Raw genomic sequence first — 16,906 nt, forward strand, 5'->3', positions numbered from 1 at the left:
GTGTGTCGCAACTATCATTATACAGGTTTTGGGGAGGTGCTCTATTTTTTATGTGGTTTTACTCTTAGAGCCGTATGGGTTCGGAGTTATGAAATTGATTCACTATATGAATATTGCTGATAAATACGATATGATTCTATTAGATTGGGATGATCAATTTATAAAGTATCAGGCGCTGGTTGACCCTCACTATCAACCTGCCATGAGCAAGCGTCCTGAGTTCAATTCTTGGGAAGAGTATTTCATGCGACCACCCAAGGAATATTCAAAGTGGTTAGATGCGACATTTCGAGAACAAACTGACATGGTGATCGCGCACCTCCTTGCACTTTCTGGGAACGCGAAAGGCAAAAAGATCATTGTCGATGGCTTCTTTACCGTTGAAATCTTGAAAAGAATATCAGATTATACGAGAGTGGTATTCTTGCTCTCCTCCGAAGAAGTGGTTCGCCGCGATTACTTTAATCGTGAATGCAAACGAGAAATGTACGAGTGCATTATGGGGCTTAAGGATCCTGAAGCAGCTTTGGAAAACGTATTCCAAACCATGTTCTATACTGTAGACGAAGCTGAGAAAGAAATCCGCGAAAGTGGGTTGAAGTGGTTTAAACGCGATACATTTGGAACTGACCCAATGGAAATCATCGGGAAAATTGAAACTCATTTTGGTTTCAACAAATGAGTAAATTCTAACGAACATAAGAAAATGGGGGTTGTCTCAAAAGCCTCTTAAAAGTAGAAAACCTCGAGGCATTTGAACAGATGCCTTGAGGTTTTTCATGTTTTATAATTTGAGTGGCGATTGATTTTATACAGAGTCAGAAGATTAGCGTAGTCAAAATACGTAGACTCCTGCGGGAACAGCGCGAGCTGAAGATCCCGCAGGAAAGCTTTGCTTTCCGAGGAAGCTGAAGCCGTGCCCGGCGGTAAAGTAAACACGATGAGGTACTCGCGAATCGATGTTGACCTTATACCATTTATGGTGCAAGCGAAGTATTTTGATGAAGCGGTTTAATTCTATTACCAGAAAAAAATCTTGAAAATATTCTCACAAGGTCATTTTTTGACCTTATGGGACAACCCCTTCTTTTGTGCCGTGTTTCGCTATCGGGTAATCTCATCAAGATGTCATCAAAAAATATTTATTCTTTATAACTCAGCGGTGGCAATACATTCATGATCCGCTCCCCTTTGCCTCATTGTGTGTCTTTCCATCTCATTTTGAAACTTTACGTTTCTTTACAAGAAATCCACAGAAAGCCAACAGTTCTCCGATACACTTACTACAAATACATATCGAAATGAGGGTTTAGGATGCCGAAAACAACGAAAAAACAACGCTTGGCTCGTCTAGCAGCCACTGCAACAACTGCACTAGCACTTGTCGCTGCTCCTCTCGTACAGCCTCCTTCTGCCGCTGCTGCAGAAAAAGGAAGTGTAAAGAATGTGATTCTTATGATTCCTGATGGCATGGGCGCAAGCTATGTGACTGCTACAAGAAGCTTTATTGGAGAAAGGCTTTCTTTTGAAAACTATCTCCGTGGCTCTGTAATGACACACTCCTTAGATTCAGCAATTACCGATTCTGCCGCTGCTGGCACAGCACTAGCAACTGGTTATAAAACAAACAACGGCATGATCAGCATGCTTCCTGATGGAGAAGAGCCTGATTCCATTTTAGACGCAGCTCGTGAGGACGGAAAAGCAACAGGACTTGTAGCTAACTCACGAGTGACTCATGCAACACCTGCTGTATTCGTTTCTCACAATGCGGATCGCGGTGAAGAAGAAGCATTGGCACGTCAATACATTGGTCAAGTCGACGTCATCCTCGGTGGTGGACGTGACATGTTCTTGCCAGAGAGCAAGGATGGACGCCAGCCTACAGAAGACCTCGTTCAACAGGCTGCTGATAGCGGATATGACATCCTAGAGACCAAAACAGATATGGAAAGCACAGACAGTGAAAAAATTCTCGGTCTCTTCACAATGGGTGCCTTCCCGTACGCCATTGATACTGACGATCCTGAAATTCCATCACTTGCTGAAATGACAGACACGGCTTTGGACGCGTTGTCCAAGGACGAAGATGGGTTCTTCTTAATGGTTGAAGGCAGTGAAATCGACTGGGCAGGGCATGCCAATGATCCAGTGGCTGCTGTGACAGAAACGGCTGAATTTAACGATGCTGTTATTGAAGCGAAGGAATTTGCTGCTGAAAACGAAGACACGCTCGTCATTGTTGTCGCTGACCATGAAACAGGTGGCTTAAACGTAGGAAACACGGCCAGTGGTTCAGAAGAAAACATTGAAATTCTGAAAAATGCTAAAGGTAGCTCAAATGCAGTTGCTACGGCGCTTATCGAAGGTGCTCAAACAGTAACATTCTCTTCATATGAACAAGTAAAAGATAGCTATTATGTGCCATTGCGCAGTGCTGTAAGAGATCTAAATGGTTCTGTGTTCTATAAAGAAAAGAACCAACAAGTGCAAGTAAAATGGAACGAAGTGAAAAAGGAATTCTCATTGAACGATAAAGAGGTTAACAGCTATCGTGAAAGAGGACAATTGTTTGTAGATGTCCGTGACCTTGGCAAGTTGTTTGGCTTTGATACGGCTGTAGGTGTAGAGGACGATGAGTTAACTGTCTATCTAACGGATGTCGATTCAGTGGTAAGCTCGATTTCAGGAGTTGACCTTACGGAAGAGCAAGTTGACCAATTGACAAGCGTTCAATGGCCTGGAGATCTATCTGATGAAATTGGAACTGTCGTTTCTGACCATGCATTGCTATCTTGGGGCTCACGCAACCATACGGCTGTAGAGGTTCCACTTTACGCTTTCGGACCAGGCGCTGAGAACTTTGAAGGACTGATTGATAATACGGATGTTCCACGAATCATTTCATACCTCATCGGAACAGAATTGTTCGCGGATCAGGATGAAGTTGTTCAGCAAATCCTCGACAATCAAACATTTGGAACGAAGGCTGAGTAGTTGAAAAAGAGGCTCACAATGGACACGGCAATGTCCTTTGTGGGTCTTTTTTTATGAATTCGGTTCATTCGTGAGTGCCTCTTTCGTAGTTACATACAATTACCTCTTCCAATTGTGAAACCTTTCTTCTTTATTTACGTCTAACCACAAAGATAGCTTTCCATTTTCTTGCTTGGGAGGACCTGACGTAAATGAAAATCCACCTTATTGTCTTCATTGCAATGCTCCCCTTATTTTTGTTAGCCTGTGAAAAAACGGCTGAACCAATCAATAAAGAAAACCAGATCTCAGGCTATGTTGTGGATAAAAGATATTTTTCAGAAGATGAGTTTCAACTTTTGGTGTCACAAGGAATTACACTTGACGAGTTATCGAGCTATACCTCCGACGAATTGCTCTCTCATTCAACATACAAAACCAACTGGATTTATGTAGAGAAACTCGATTACCGAGAGGTTAAAAAAGGGGAGAAAGTTCTTGTGACACTTAAAAACTATCAGCTTGAAATCAGCCCACCAATGTTTTTCGCTGAACAAATAAAATCAATAGATTGAGCTCTCCTTCAACGAGGCTATTAAATTTTTTAAAAAAACCGCTCTAATCTGTAACCTTTTTTCATATGCATCGTTTAATAGATGAATAGAAAAAAAGGGAGTCAGAGAGATGAAAAAAACGTACGTTTTGGTTTCAGTTCTCGTTACTGCGATTGTTTTATTTTCTTATGCAGACCGTGTCAGTGCCGCCAGTTCACATCAGTATGTACCCATCCATCTGATCGCTGGTGACAAATACGTTGCGCCAACGAAAGCGCAGGCTGTGCTCGTGGATGGCACGACCTATGTCCCATTACGTTATATCTCAGAAGCGCTAGGAGCAAAGGTGCGGTACCAAGCGAATCCACAAGGAGTGATTGTATCGGTTCCGCATGCGTCGACCCCAGTCACAGTCACTATTTCGAACAACAGTGAGGCATCTGAAGCCTTTATTCGGAACGGACGGACATACATACCGGTGCGTCACGTTGTTGAACACCTCGGTTACCGTGTCGATTATCGTGCCTCCGCCCCTGTTGTGCGCGTGTTCGACCATAGTACGATCTCCACCGATGACATGCTAGTGCAGCACTCGGTTGAGCTTAATCAACCTTTGCCCCTTCCAGCCTGGGTTCCGAAAAAAAGTAAGCCTAAGAAATTGGCGTATTTAACCTTTGACGATGGTCCTGGTCCTCACGAAGCACAACTGCTCAAAGTGCTTAAAGAACACAATGTGAAAGCAACCTTCTTTCTCGTAGGTGACGCTATGTCAGAGCAACCAGCGATGGTAAAAACGTTACACAAAGCAGGACATAGCATCGGTTTACACAGCATGACACATGATAAGGATACATTATACGCCTCTCCAAAAAGCACGGTGGAGGAAATGCAAGCCACGCAAAAGGTTGTGTATGGTCTCACGGGGACAAAACCTGTCATCTGCAGAGTGCCTTACGGAAGCAAGCCCTATATGAAACAACCCTATCGTGACGCAATGGTCAAGGCCGGATTTAAAATGTGGGACTGGAACATTGATTCAAGAGACTGGGCTTTGCCAGATCAGCCTGAACAAATTTTAGAGAACATTTCCACAGATCTAAAAGACGTACCTGAAGGCGAACCACCAGTAATCCTCCTTCATGAAAGAAAAGTGACAGTGGAGTTATTGCCAAAAATCATCAAGCTCCTTGAGGAAAAAGGGTATACTTTGGCCCCGTATGATGAAAAACATCATGTCTCAATTAACTTTTGGAATGACAAGCGTTTATAACTTCCTCAAACGAAATAGTTGCCGTCTGTCTTTCTAAGTGCATAGCTTTGGGAGGCGCAGAGTTGCAATGAGCATCGGAAAAGATAGGGCAGTGCAACGACGAAAGCGAGCGTTTCTCATCATCCTGAAAAACCCCTCAAACCATGTGGTTCGAAGGGTTTTTTTGATCTAACTCAGCCTTTTGAACTTTCAACTGCGCAACAATAATAAAGCTGACAATGACAAGCAAAAACCACGAGCTAAGCTTGCCGATATGCACGATGCTCCAACCATCTCGCTGGTTTGGGTATTGCCATGCGCCCAGAAATGTCGTGATGTTTTCCGCAATCCAAATGAAGAAGCCAATGAGCACAAAGGAAAGGGCTAGGGGCAGTTTGAAGCGTCTATCCTTGAGTACAAACGTCACTGCAGAGCGGAAAAACAATAGAAACACAGCTGCCGTAGCGAACCAGCGTAGGTCTGGAATAAAATGATGGGTGAAGAAATTTAAATAAATCACCGCGCCTAGCGGAACCGTCCAATAGGCGGACGGCCAGCGAACTAACTGGGCATCTAATCGTCGCCATGCCTGACATAAATAACTGGCTACACTCGCATACATAAATCCGCTGTATAACGGAACGCCTGCAATCTTGCTCCAGCCCTCCTCTGGATATGCCCAAGACCCCATTTGCACTTTATACAGTTCTAAAGCAAGACCGATCAAATGAAAAACGGCGATGACCTTTAGTTCATCCTTCGATTCCAGTCCTGTTCTGTACATGAGCCATTGGACGAGCAAGCAAATCAATAGAATTAAATCGTATCGTGGAATCCAAGGCACTTCTACGACTTTTGTCAATGCCAGTGCACCAAAGATCGCAACCGGAAACACGCAGGAAAGTGCCTGCTGTGTACCAAAGATCAGCAAGTAATTCCATACGTCATGCACAATTTTCATAGGTGTATTGTACTTTTGTTGTGGTTGTGTCATGTCGTTTCCTCTTTTCAGATGCTATAGAGCATAGGTCGTGCGAATGCGATCCATCCCTCTTTTGACAAGCTCTTCTGGTGACCCTTCAGGCGACTGAAAAAACAATTCAAGCGATAGATACCCTGTGTATCCGACGGCATGCAAATGCTCAGCAAAGCGCCTTGAAGGGGCAACGCCTTCCCCTGGGAACACCCGATGCTTATCTTCAATCACTTCACGATGAGGAGCGGACGGGTAATCGTTCACATGAACGATGCCAATATATTCTTTTTTCAAATACGCCAAGCTATCCACCGTCGTTCCTCCCGTATACATATGGAATGGGTCGAGCAACAGTGGACATGTAGGAACACCGCTGGCAACGGCGACATGTATCGCTTCTCCAAGCGTTGAAAGTTTGTCTGCCCGTCCCCAAAACTCAAGAATCGGCGTTACGCCAAGCGATTGGCCGGCTTCAAACAAGTTCCTGTACGCTTCCGCAATACTCTCAAGAGACGTATTGGCCACATTCCCAAATGGCGGCGCTGCAGCGGCTGGGCAGCCAAGCTCTGAGAGAATCGCCATCTCTTTTTTCGCATGAGCCAAGCCCTTTGCACGCTCTTCTGGATTTTCATCGGCCCATGTCCAAAACGCAATCGCATTGACTATTTCGACACGTTGCTCCTCTGCGAACGCTTTTAATTCAGCAAGGTTCCCCCCTTGTTCAAGGTAGAGGTCAATGTCTTTCACCCACAGCTCAATGCCTTCATACCCGGCTTGCGAGGCAATGCGAATCTGGTCATGCAAGGAAAGCTCATAAGGAAACAGCGTAGATGAATTCAAGGCGATTTTAAATGGAAACATAGACGGTGCTCCTTCCTATTTAGGGCATCAAATGCCATTGTTTTAATTGCTGGAGACTGATGGCCAAGCTCTCAAACGGATCTCTGCGGCATTGGTCTTGCTCGACAATCAGCCAGGAGGTGCCTGCCTCCTTTGCGGCCTCCAAGATGCTTGCGAAATCCAACACACCTTGGCCAATTTCCGCAAAAAATCCCTCGTCTCCTGCCTCCATGTCTTTAATGTGCAGCAGTGGACAACGCTGCTTGTACTTTTCGATGTAGGAGGCAGGGTCAACCCCACCTTTCTGAACCCAATACGTATCAAGCTCCAACTGTACACATTCTGGGTTCGTTTCTCTCATAAGAATGTCGAGAACATACTCACCATCAAACGTCTGAAACTCCCAATCATGGTTATGGTAGAGAAGTGTTTTTCCTCGTTTATGCAAAACTTCACCAGCTTCGTTTAGCTTGGCTGCTTTTGATAGTACATCTTTCTTTGAATCGAAGCGCATGGACAGCATGGCAAATGAGGTATTTAACGTATCCATATCATCAACGAATTCTTTCAGGTTCACATCTACAGAATCGAACGGGAACCCTTTGCTAATGACGTGCAAACCAAGGTCGTCACAAAGGGTCTTTTGGTTGTGCACGGTCATTCCGGTAGGCGGTCCTCCGAGTTCAACCCCTTGAAACCCAAGGGCGGCCACTTTCTTTAAGGAACCAATATAATCCTCTGCCATCGCATCCCGTATCGTATACGGCTGCAACCCAATTTGAAATGAGGTCATGTCCCTGCCCCCTTTACGTTGTGTGAAGTCGATTGTATTTTAATCCTAACGGCAAAGCCTCCGGGCGTTGAACTGTCGTTTTGATCTGTGCATGCGTGCCAGTAGAAGACGACTCAAAAATCGCCAAAGAAACGTCCAGCACATGCTGCGCAAGACGACCACTTGCTCGCGGCGCCCCACCTTCTCGTAATGTATACGCCATGTCCAAAACTCCCATACCTCGGCCTTCCTCCGCATAAGGATGGGTATGTGGCACTTCTTTCATTTGCCCATTTGGTAGTGTTACTCGAACCTCTCCGCCAAAAAAGTTTGGATCAGGCACATGCAAAATCCCCTCTGTGCCAAAAATCTCTAGCCTTGGATAATACCCGAAGCTCTCTTTGGCTGCTTGGAAGGAACCGACCAATCCATTTTCAAAATCGAATACAGCCGATACGTTGGTTGGAGCATCAATGGACACCGTTTCGTTAAATCTTGGGGAATCAGGATTGTCGACAGTGATTGAGGAATGCAGCTGCTGGGCAGAACCTGTCACTCTTGTAATTGGTCCAAGCAACGCCACAAGCGCCGTGATGTAGTAAGGACCCATGTCGAGGAGCGGATCCCCACCGAGCTTTAAGAAATTTTCAAAGTTTGGATGCATGCCATTTGAGGCATTTCCCATCATAATAATGCCGTTTGCCGCGTAGGATGTCCCAATCCAGCCATCATCAATTAGCTTCCGGCACGTTTGCAGGCCAGCGCCAAGGAACGTGTCGGGTGCACAGCCAACCAACAGCCCCTTCTGCTCGGCATAAGATAACACATCCTCCGCGTCCTTTCGATTCAAAGCAAACGGCTTTTCCGTGTAAATATGCTTGCCTGAATGAAGCGCTTTCAAATTAATCGCTGCGTGGGCACTTGGCGCTGTTAAATTGACGATCATTTCAATCTCGGGATCCGCCAGCATTTCGTCTAGTGTATAGACGTTCGGAATCCCATATTCCTTTGCTTTCTGTTGCGCCAATGCCGGCACTAAATCGCACACCGCTTTGACGAATAGCACAGAGGAAAAACGTTTTGCCATATTGTCTAAGTATTTGTTGCTAATTTGACCCGTTCCAACCACACCAACCGTTACTTTTTTCAAATCTCACACCACCCTTTGTTCAAATCAATTCAAGTATGCCTCAATCCGTTTGTATTTTCAAAGTATTTGATGATTAAGAGGTGGAGATGAGCATCGGATTTCGCTATCAACGTCAGAAAAACCCTCCCTCATTGCTAAGGAAGAGCTTTTTGCCTTTTTATAACAAGTCATTACCCTTGGCTTTGAGTCGCCTTTAACGCGGTAGACCAACTAATGACTTGATTTAACATGTCATTCACATGCGCATTGTGTAAATCTGCTGGTTTAAAAACCGTATAATTCTCGAAATCTGTAAATAAATTTAATGCAGGGTGTGTGCGAACATCTGCCACTTGTAATTCCCCTAGAATTCCGCGTAAATGTTCAGCTGCCCGCGTTCCCCCTGCGGAGCCGTAGCTGACAATACCAGCCGCTTTGTTGTACCATTCCGCTCGGGCTGAATCAAGGGCATTCTTTAATACCGCCGGGATGCTGTGATTGTATTCAGCTGTAACGAAGACATATCCGTCCAAACTTGATATTTTCTCCGCCCAAGCTGCAAATTGCTGTTCTCCTGCAGGGTCACCTAAAAACGGGAGATTGTAATCTGCAATGTCTATAATTTCAAACGTTGCATCCCCGCGTTTGTCGGCGATTTCCTTAATCCAATTCCCAACTTGCGGGCTAACTCTTCCCGGGCGTGTACTGCCGAGAATAATACCAATGTTTAAAAGAGTCGTTGTCATTGTCCCTTCCTCCTTGTAATTATGTACGTTTTAGTTTTAGAGTTCGCTATTTAAAGCTACCATCCACTTAAGAATATTTCTACTTTAAGAGCTTATGTGAAAATTCCTTCTGTAATCTTACTGTTTTCGACGTAGTCATTGGCGTCCTGGAAAAGGAAGCATTGACCTTCCCACAAAGTCCTTACTCCATGTACTCTCCTAAAATGAAAGAACCCTGACTCAGAGAGCAGGATCCGCTTAATGAAGTGAATGTCATTCTGTGAAGGTAGCTAAATTCCTAAGTGTAGAGTTTAAACCTTCGTCGTGATCCTCTTTTCTTACGCCTACAGGGACATTTTCACAAACGATAGTAACTTTTGTGCCTTTTGAAATCTCCTCAAAGTACCACGTTTGGATCATCTCGCCCGAAAATGCCGGATCATCTGAATCAAATTCTATTGACCATACAATTTTCCTGTCTGGAACCAACGCCAAGAACACTCCTTGGGACACATCAGTGTTTTCAGATGTCTTTCCTGGGCTTGATTGGTCTAATTCGTATGTAAGCGTCATACGATAACGTCCACCTTTGCGGGTTTCGAACCTATCGATGTGAGCCGACATTCCTTCAGGTGGAAGCCATGAAACCAATGATTCCGGATTCAAGAATGCCTGATAGACGGTTTGAGGAGATGCCAAAATCACTCTTGACGCTGAATCAATTCTTCCATTCCCCATAGGGCAACACTCCTTTTTATCGTTATACCAATGAACTAATTTCTTAAGTTTATCACACCAAAATGCTAGAAATTTCTTCTCGATTGCTGAAGTATCATCCTTTTAGTTTGATGAAGGTAGCATGCGTAAAACAATATGGTAAATTTAAAAACCTGACTCAGAGGGCAAGATTCTCATGATAAATACCTGAATTTTCCTTTTATTTATACTTAAACTACTATTTGAAAGGAAGATCTCTTAATATTATCCAAATAGTTTGATATTATATACAAGGAAAGATACATAATCACAAATACAGAAAAAATAAAGGCGGTGACTGTATTTTTTTCAAAAAATTACGCTAGAATTCGCTAAGGTTATCTTTTGGATTTTACCAACTTAAATATTTAATTCCATGTTATTCAGAATCTTCTTCTTTGAGTTTCTCAATAAATTCATCTTTCGTTAATCCAAACATAATAAAATCTAAATACTGTCCGTTTATATAGACAACTTGTCGGCGCACGCCTTCTTGAATACAACCAAGTTTTTTCATCATCTTTGCAGAACCTTCGTTGCCTTCAAGAACATAGTCATTGAATTTGTTAAGTCTTCGTTCAAGGAAAGCGTACTTTAAAAGTATTTTCATAGCCCTAGTGCCATAACCCTTGCCATGAAATTCCTTATCAAGCCCTATACCAATACTAAACGTTCCATTTCGCTCGTCGATACTGTTTAGATTAATTCCTCCTACCGTTTTGCCTTCTAGAGTTTCAATGGTAAACATGATTCGTCCATTCGTTGAAGAGAAATCAGCATTTTCCTCTGTAAACTTTTTCGAGTCAGCCATTGTAGGTGGTAATTCAATCGCACATTCTAAAAAACGGCGAGCAGGCGTATCAAACTTGCCAATGTAGTCCCCTTCCCAATCTTCTGGTCGTATTGCACGTAATCGGACAACCTCATCCTGCCAAAAATAATGACTATAATCTATCTTTCGCGTTATATCTTCCATATCCATTAAACTCCTTAAATATATATTTTGGCTCTTACCCAAAAGTCGGGTTAGACTCGAGCAACATTCGCATATTTCGTACCGATTCATCGCTTTATATAATATCTTGTTGAGGTATAAGTAATACAGAAGGTACAAAAAAATAATCTTGTAAAAACCAGCGGTCACTAGCGAGACTCCTGCGGGAAAAGCGAGCTAAGCGAGACCCCACAGTGCGCTGAAAAAGCGCCGAGGAGGCTCGCAGTTCGCCCGCGGAAAGCGAGCGTATGACCGCTAGTATTTAAGTCAACCCCCAGTTGCGGTGATGAACCTATATTTTAACTTATCACTACCATATAGTTCGTCGTAGATCTCAAACTCCCTTTTAATTTCTTCTTCATCTTCCTGATTGCCGTCATTGTCTAAACAACCACAGCACAAAATTGAGTTGGCGCGGAATTTAGCCGTCACTAACTACACCAAAAACCCGATACTTATAATTTTAGAATCAAAAAAACCTGCTTCAATGAGCAGGATTCGCATGAACATCTATGAAATTTCTTCATTCCTCTGGCGCAGCTTTGCAAAATGAGAATCCTCTAGCTTTAATCCTTCACATGCAGACAGTAACCCATCCATCCATTGCTCATCACGTTGCTTTGACGCGTGTAACATCGCTTGTTCAACATACGGCAGCATGATCTCTTTTCCGATGTCAGTAAAAATGTCACACACCGTTTCAAATCCTGGCCATGAGCTGTTTTGACACAACCCTAGCAAGCCTGGAAGAGCCCTTTTGTTCCGTGGATACCCCATTTTTCGCAATAGCTTCGTTGCATTCTTCCATGTATCTGTTCCATAATGCGGCAACAACAAATGGACTTGATCGGGATGAATCCGTTCAAGCTTCCTCATTGCCTCATCCTGAATGCTGTCAGGCAAGCGCCAATTTAAGCTGTACACTAAATAAACGATGTATTCCTCGTCCATATATTCTATGTTTGTCATATACCTAACCCCTTTAGTTCACGTCTTTCATTGTGCATGCATTCCGCTATTTCGTCAATGGAGAAAGTGGAAAGCCATTCGTCATTCAACATAACCGAATCGGCGTGCATTTATTCAATTCTTTTTTTCTGCATACTTATGGTAGGATGAAAAAGGGCATACGAAAAAGCACCTACACATCTTCACATTTTTTGAGGCCAAGCCAGCGACTGATGAAAAACCCCTTTAAAATGTGTAGCATAGAGTGTAGACAAAACCAACTAAACGATACTATAAAAAAACAGGCTGAATGAACAACAGCCTGAGCCCCATTTTGGGCAATCATCTATTTTATACAATCAGGAGGAACTTACATGAAACGTCCAATAATTACCGTTGTAGGTAGCATCAATATGGATTTGGTCACAGAAAGCGAGACGTTCCCTAAACCTGGAGAAACGCTCCTGGGTCGTCATTTCTCCACGTTTCCAGGCGGAAAAGGAGCGAACCAAGCTGTGGCAGCAGCACGACTTGGCGCAGAAGTACGCATGATTGGCTGTGTCGGTGATGATGCATTTGGAAAAGAATTAACAGACACGATCGCCAATGAACAAATTGATACAGATGCTATCTTAGTGCAAGCTGAAAAAACCGGCATCGCCTCCATATGCCTCGCCGAAGGAGACAATCAAATTATTGTTGTGCCAGGAGCAAACCACGCCCTCCTTCCTGAGCATATTAAAGCACATGAGGATCTTATTAGAACGAGTGATCTCGTCTTAGTTCAGCTTGAAATTCCTGCACAGACCGTTGATGCCGCTGTAGAAACAGCACATACGTATGGCGTCCCTGTTATTGTGAACCCGGCTCCGATCCAGGCGCTCTCTTCCACTATCAGAAGCTTTGCGACATACCTCACCCCCAATGAGCATGAAGCAGCAGTTCTAAAGAAAGAGCACAATGACGAAGAGCTCCATAAAAAATGCATCGTGACGCAAGGGAAAGAAGGGGTCTCCTACCCTGCTGCGAATGGGCAACAGTCGGAGATACCCGGTTTTTCCGTAGATGCGATTGACACAACCGGTGCTGGCGACACGTTCAACGGCGCGCTTGCGGTTGCACTTGGCCATGGGTCCCCGCTAGACGAGGCTTGTGTGTTTGCCAGTGCCGCAGCTGCGCTCGCAGTGACGAAAAAGGGGGCACAAACGGGAATGCCGCATCTCAACGACGTCACCCGCTTCCTAAAAGACAATGGCACCTCCGTTTCATTTTTAAGCTAACGCATACTTAGAAAAACGAGGTCGGGTCGTCGAATACCTCGGCGGTCCCCTTTGGTGCAATTCAACCTGTTTTTGATTTGGAACACCTCTTAACTTATTGTAACGATGGGCCAGGTTGTAAGAGATACGTTCTACAAATAGGTGGTACATCCTGATCATAATGGTTGAGGATGGCCTGTCCCCATGATGATGCTTCAGCGAAAGGGTTTGCGAATCCCTCTTCATAAACAACTTCCGACGCGACGCTTTTTTCCTTCGTAACAGCTCCTTATAACGATCAAAGGAAGCAAAGACGCCAAGACCATACATTGGGCACGCTTCTCGAAAGGAAGATGGTACGATTAGATCTTTTCTGATTGTGCCTGTGACTAAAAACTGCAACAGTAGCGTCCACCATGTTTTCCACAAACGTTCCATTCGTTTCTTCACGTTTACTCACACTCCTAAAATTTTGTAAGCATCGATCTATTGCATCCCGGGTGATGCTTTTTCACTGCTTATGAATTTCCGTAAATCTCTTGCAATTCCTTTTTAAAGCGTTCGCCATCTTTTTCACCCATTTTACGCTGACGGTGTCGATTCCTTACAGTTCTCAGCCCATTTCACCTGACTTTGCTGAAATTCGAATCAATTTCGTGTCACACAACGTCTCCGTGTAGCGAAAAAAAGCGAGCGACAATGGGTCTATTTTTTGAAAAAGAAAGAGAGAATTGTGATTCACTTACGGAAATGCCTGTTTTCAAGCGGGGAAGCATCTATCATTTTGCTTTGAATTGGAGCTTCATCTAATTAAAAAACGAGGGTAACCCAATTGTCTTTTGGGTTAACCTCGTCTTTTTTCTTCTATATTAAAGTGTAGCCACAGCGTTCCAATAACGAACGAGGGTCTCATTCCCTTTGTCATAGCTCTCAAGCGGGAAGCTTTCATTTGGCGAATGCAAGTTGTCCTCCGGAGTGCCGAAGCCGAGAAGGACGACGGGAATGCCGTACATTTGGTCAATCGTCTCAACGACGGGAATGGAGCCACCCATTCTTACAAAAACAGCGTCTTTACCAAAGGCGTCGCTATAGCTTTTAGCTGCTTCTTGCAACAGGGGATGGGTAGGATCGACTTTGTATGCTTTGGCAGACAACGGCTCGCGCGTAATCGTTAATGTCGTTCCTTTTGGTGTATGGTCTTCCAAATGCTTGACAAGTAAATCCTGAATCTTCTCAGGGTCCTGACCAGGTACAAGACGGCACGTCAGCTTTGCGGTCGCTGAAGAAGGAATAATCGTTTTTGTCCCTTCGCCTTGATAGCCGCCAAACAGTCCATTGATTTCTAGCGTTGGACGGGCCATCGTGTGTTCCTTGGCTGTGAACCCTTTTTCTGGCGTCGTCTCAGTAACACCGACCGTGGTTTCATAAGCCTCACCCGGCGCTTCATTCATCAGCTTGCGTTCGTCATCGGTTAATTGTTCAACATCCTCATAAAACCCAGCGACGGTCACCTGTTCATCTTCATTTTTCATCGAAGCTAGAAGATGAGACAATGCCATGGCGGGGTTTTTGACCGCGCCACCGTAAAGGCCAGAGTGCAAGTCACGGTTCGGTCCATACACAGTGACTTCTAAGCCAGTGAAGCCTTTAAGGCCATACAGCAAAGTGGGTTGTCCGGATGCCACCATGCCCGAATCGGAAATGACACAAAAGTCCGCTTTGAATTTGTCTTGATGCTGATCGAGCACATCATACAAATGAGCAGAACCGACTTCTTCTTCGCCTTCTATACACACCTTCACATTAACCGGTAGACGGCCTTCCGTTTTCATAAACGCCTCAAAGACGGCCAAATGCATGAAGACCTGTCCTTTGTCATCGCTCGCGCCTCGAGCAAACAAGCGGCCGTTGCGAACTTCAGGCTTAAATGGATCACTTTCCCATAGCTCTAACGGATCTGCAGGCTGCACATCATAGTGTCCATAAAGCAGCACGGTGGGCGCTCCTTCTGCTTCAAGCCATTCGCCATAAACGATCGGATGGCCGTCCGTATCTATACGCTCGACGGTCGTAAATCCAATCTCCTCTAAGTAGCTTTCTACAAACTGTGCCGCTTCCTTCACATCTTTGGCATTCGATGAGTTTGTGCTCACACTCGGAATTTCCAAAAATGCCTTCAGTTTATTCAGCAATCGTTCTCTGTTTTCGTTTAAATACTGTGTCACGTTTTCAGTCATTTGCTTCGCCCTCTTTCTCTTGCTTATTCTTTTCTTTTACTTGTTTAAAGGTATCCAGCACAATGTGACGTCTGGCTTTATGATCCACCATAGGCTTTGGGTAATCCTTCCCGAGAATACACCCTGCTTCCTGCTGCTCCTCCTCAGACATCGTTTCTGGGGCGTGGATATGCGCATTGCTGACATTTTTGAGCTCTGGCACATAAGCACGGATAAAATCACCCTCATCGTCAAAGCGCTCGGATTGTCTTGTTGGATTGAAGACGCGGAAATATGGCACGGCGTCGGTCCCTGTAGAAGCCGCCCATTGCCAGCCGCCAATATTGGAGGAAGCGTCGTAGTCAATGAGGCTCTCTTCAAAGAAGCGCTCGCCCACTCTCCAGTCGATCAGTAAATCCTTTGTCAAAAAGGAGGCGACGACCATACGCAAGCGATTGTGCATCCAGCCCGTTTTCTCCAGCTGCCGCATCGCTGCATCGACAATCGGAAACCCGGTCGTCCCTGTCTTCCAGCGGTCGAGCCACTCCTCATTGGTTGTCCAAGGAATGCCCCTGTAATTGGCATCAATTTCGTTGTCTTTGCTATCAGGATGATGCACGTGCACCATATAATAGAAATCTCGCCATGCCAGCTCCTGAATATACGTATCCACTTGCTTCGTCGCGGACGTTTTCTCGAGAACGCGTAAGGCTTCATGGTGCAGCGTCCGTATGGAGAGCACGCCATTTTTCAAATAAGGAGACAAACGACTTGTGCCGGCTATCGCAGGAAAGTCTCTCTTCTCATGGTAGCCTGTAATGGCTTTGTTCATAAAAGCACGCATACGCTTCCTGGCAGCGTCTTCGCCAGTATGCTTCCATGGCATCTCGCATTTTCCAAGCAAATCCCCAAGCACTTTTTCGCCTTCAGTGTCCAACGTCGTTTTTCGCCATGCTAACGATTCTAGCTCTTCTTCTTCAATAGACAAAGGAACAGGCTTGTCGATATCTCTCCATGCTTTTAAATAGGAGGAAAAAACAAGATAAGGGCCGCCGCTTTTTTTCTCAATATCGTACGGACCGACAAGATGACTGTCTTCAAACGTATGGCTTTTGATGCTTTGCTTTGAAAACCAGGCTTCTGCCTTTTCATCGCGCTGTTTTCCGAACCCGACGTCGTCTTTATTATAAAACACCGCTTGCCAGCTCTTCACGCTTGATTGAATCGTGGCAAATGCTTCTTCCAGCTCTCCTGAAACGACATGAACGGGGCATTTAAGATCCGCTGCCGTCTTACGAACCGCCGCTAAGCTCCTAAAAAAGTAATCATGGCGTTTCGTGAACGTCTTGGAAAGGGCGGGATGCACGTGAAAAAAGAATAGCAAGGCACAATCGTTTTCCTTCGCATACTGCATCGCATGATAAAGGGCGGGATGGTCCTGCAAGCGTAAATCGCTCCGAAACCATACCGCTACTACGGCATCCTTCGTATTGCTCATCGTTTATTCTCCTC

Annotated in this window: 16 protein-coding genes; 5 read left to right on the forward strand and 11 right to left on the reverse strand. The window is 44.8% G+C overall.

Features of this window, described 5'->3' with window-relative positions; translation table 11 throughout:
- The 4 genes from EV213_RS06020 to EV213_RS06035 form a co-directional block, all read left to right on the forward strand.
- Positions 1-682: hypothetical protein (locus EV213_RS06020; RefSeq protein WP_208112716.1), on the forward strand; the 682-nt coding region annotated here is incomplete at its 5' end.
- Between the two features lie 632 nt (positions 683-1,314).
- Complete coding sequence (locus EV213_RS06025; RefSeq protein WP_133579614.1) at positions 1,315-2,997, forward strand: alkaline phosphatase; 1,683 nt, start codon at positions 1,315-1,317, stop codon at positions 2,995-2,997.
- A gap of 191 nt (positions 2,998-3,188) precedes the next feature.
- Entirely contained in the window at positions 3,189-3,551 is a 363-nt protein-coding gene (locus tag EV213_RS06030) for a DUF3221 domain-containing protein (protein WP_133579615.1), read from the forward strand.
- 109 nt (positions 3,552-3,660) lie between these two features.
- Positions 3,661-4,800 carry a polysaccharide deacetylase family protein gene (locus tag EV213_RS06035; protein WP_133579616.1) on the forward strand — a complete coding sequence of 380 codons (1,140 nt, stop codon included), beginning with the start codon at positions 3,661-3,663 and terminating at the stop codon, positions 4,798-4,800.
- Positions 4,801-4,936: 136 nt separating this feature from the next.
- Here EV213_RS06035 and EV213_RS06040 read toward each other — a convergent pair whose 3' ends face one another.
- From EV213_RS06040 to EV213_RS06075, 8 genes are all read right to left on the reverse strand, one after another.
- A complete protein-coding gene (locus EV213_RS06040; RefSeq protein ID WP_133579850.1) occupies positions 4,937-5,740 on the reverse strand; it encodes a DUF817 domain-containing protein in 804 nt (267 codons plus the stop codon).
- A gap of 54 nt (positions 5,741-5,794) precedes the next feature.
- Positions 5,795-6,616, reverse strand: coding sequence for a sugar phosphate isomerase/epimerase family protein (locus EV213_RS06045; protein WP_133579617.1), 822 nt, complete (start codon positions 6,614-6,616; stop codon positions 5,795-5,797).
- 19 nt (positions 6,617-6,635) lie between these two features.
- Positions 6,636-7,388 carry a sugar phosphate isomerase/epimerase family protein gene (locus EV213_RS06050; protein ID WP_133579618.1) on the reverse strand — a complete coding sequence of 251 codons (753 nt, stop codon included), beginning with the start codon at positions 7,386-7,388 and terminating at the stop codon, positions 6,636-6,638.
- A gap of 13 nt (positions 7,389-7,401) precedes the next feature.
- A complete protein-coding gene (locus EV213_RS06055; protein WP_133579619.1) occupies positions 7,402-8,517 on the reverse strand; it encodes a Gfo/Idh/MocA family protein in 1,116 nt (371 codons plus the stop codon).
- A 170-nt stretch (positions 8,518-8,687) separates the two neighbouring features.
- Complete coding sequence (locus EV213_RS06060; protein ID WP_133579620.1) at positions 8,688-9,242, reverse strand: NADPH-dependent FMN reductase; 555 nt, start codon at positions 9,240-9,242, stop codon at positions 8,688-8,690.
- A gap of 252 nt (positions 9,243-9,494) precedes the next feature.
- Complete coding sequence (locus tag EV213_RS06065; RefSeq protein ID WP_133579621.1) at positions 9,495-9,959, reverse strand: SRPBCC domain-containing protein; 465 nt, start codon at positions 9,957-9,959, stop codon at positions 9,495-9,497.
- Positions 9,960-10,356: 397 nt separating this feature from the next.
- The gene (locus EV213_RS06070; protein ID WP_243740004.1) at positions 10,357-10,953 is read right to left on the reverse strand and encodes a GNAT family N-acetyltransferase; all 597 of its coding nucleotides are present in this window, start codon (positions 10,951-10,953) and stop codon (positions 10,357-10,359) included.
- Positions 10,954-11,481: 528 nt separating this feature from the next.
- On the reverse strand, positions 11,482-11,940 hold the full coding sequence (locus tag EV213_RS06075) for a hypothetical protein (protein ID WP_133579623.1): 459 nt from the start codon (positions 11,938-11,940) through the stop codon (positions 11,482-11,484).
- A gap of 353 nt (positions 11,941-12,293) precedes the next feature.
- Between EV213_RS06075 and rbsK the strand changes: the two genes are divergently transcribed.
- Positions 12,294-13,199, forward strand: coding sequence for a ribokinase (rbsK, locus tag EV213_RS06080; protein WP_133579624.1), 906 nt, complete (start codon positions 12,294-12,296; stop codon positions 13,197-13,199).
- Here the strand turns inward: rbsK and EV213_RS06085 are convergent.
- The 3 genes from EV213_RS06085 to EV213_RS06095 all read right to left on the reverse strand — a co-directional run bounded on the left by EV213_RS06085 (position 13,191) and on the right by EV213_RS06095 (position 16,892).
- Positions 13,191-13,628: a hypothetical protein gene (locus EV213_RS06085; RefSeq protein WP_133579625.1), complete on the reverse strand. Its 438-nt coding sequence runs from the start codon at positions 13,626-13,628 to the stop codon at positions 13,191-13,193. The two genes, rbsK and EV213_RS06085, sit on opposite strands and share 9 nt — an antisense overlap.
- A gap of 419 nt (positions 13,629-14,047) precedes the next feature.
- Entirely contained in the window at positions 14,048-15,415 is a 1,368-nt protein-coding gene (locus tag EV213_RS06090) for a dipeptidase (protein ID WP_133579626.1), read from the reverse strand.
- Positions 15,408-16,892, reverse strand: a complete 1,485-nt coding sequence (locus tag EV213_RS06095) for a cryptochrome/photolyase family protein (RefSeq protein ID WP_133579627.1) — start codon at positions 16,890-16,892, stop codon at positions 15,408-15,410. The genes EV213_RS06090 and EV213_RS06095 overlap by 8 nt, the downstream gene beginning before the upstream one ends.
- Positions 16,893-16,906 lie beyond the last annotated feature (14 nt).

This window comes from Aureibacillus halotolerans (assembly GCF_004363045.1).
GTDB classification, from domain to species: Bacteria; Bacillota; Bacilli; order Bacillales; family DSM-28697; genus Aureibacillus; species Aureibacillus halotolerans.

What these genes read in the sequence shown, in the direction of transcription:
- EV213_RS06025 (WP_133579614.1), top strand. Translation starts at nt 1,315, where the DNA reads ATGCCGAAAACAACGAAAAAACAACGCTTGGCTCGTCTAGCAGCCACT.
- EV213_RS06030 (WP_133579615.1), top strand. Translation starts at nt 3,189, where the DNA reads ATGAAAATCCACCTTATTGTCTTCATTGCAATGCTCCCCTTATTTTTG.
- EV213_RS06035 (WP_133579616.1), top strand. Translation starts at nt 3,661, where the DNA reads ATGAAAAAAACGTACGTTTTGGTTTCAGTTCTCGTTACTGCGATTGTT.
- EV213_RS06040 (WP_133579850.1), bottom strand. Translation starts at nt 5,740, where the DNA reads ATGAAAATTGTGCATGACGTATGGAATTACTTGCTGATCTTTGGTACA.
- EV213_RS06045 (WP_133579617.1), bottom strand. Translation starts at nt 6,616, where the DNA reads ATGTTTCCATTTAAAATCGCCTTGAATTCATCTACGCTGTTTCCTTAT.
- EV213_RS06050 (WP_133579618.1), bottom strand. Translation starts at nt 7,388, where the DNA reads ATGACCTCATTTCAAATTGGGTTGCAGCCGTATACGATACGGGATGCG.
- EV213_RS06060 (WP_133579620.1), bottom strand. Translation starts at nt 9,242, where the DNA reads ATGACAACGACTCTTTTAAACATTGGTATTATTCTCGGCAGTACACGC.
- EV213_RS06065 (WP_133579621.1), bottom strand. Translation starts at nt 9,959, where the DNA reads ATGGGGAATGGAAGAATTGATTCAGCGTCAAGAGTGATTTTGGCATCT.
- EV213_RS06070 (WP_243740004.1), bottom strand. Translation starts at nt 10,953, where the DNA reads ATGGAAGATATAACGCGAAAGATAGATTATAGTCATTATTTTTGGCAG.
- EV213_RS06075 (WP_133579623.1), bottom strand. Translation starts at nt 11,940, where the DNA reads ATGACAAACATAGAATATATGGACGAGGAATACATCGTTTATTTAGTG.
- rbsK (WP_133579624.1), top strand. Translation starts at nt 12,294, where the DNA reads ATGAAACGTCCAATAATTACCGTTGTAGGTAGCATCAATATGGATTTG.
- EV213_RS06090 (WP_133579626.1), bottom strand. Translation starts at nt 15,415, where the DNA reads ATGACTGAAAACGTGACACAGTATTTAAACGAAAACAGAGAACGATTG.
- EV213_RS06095 (WP_133579627.1), bottom strand. Translation starts at nt 16,892, where the DNA reads ATGAGCAATACGAAGGATGCCGTAGTAGCGGTATGGTTTCGGAGCGAT.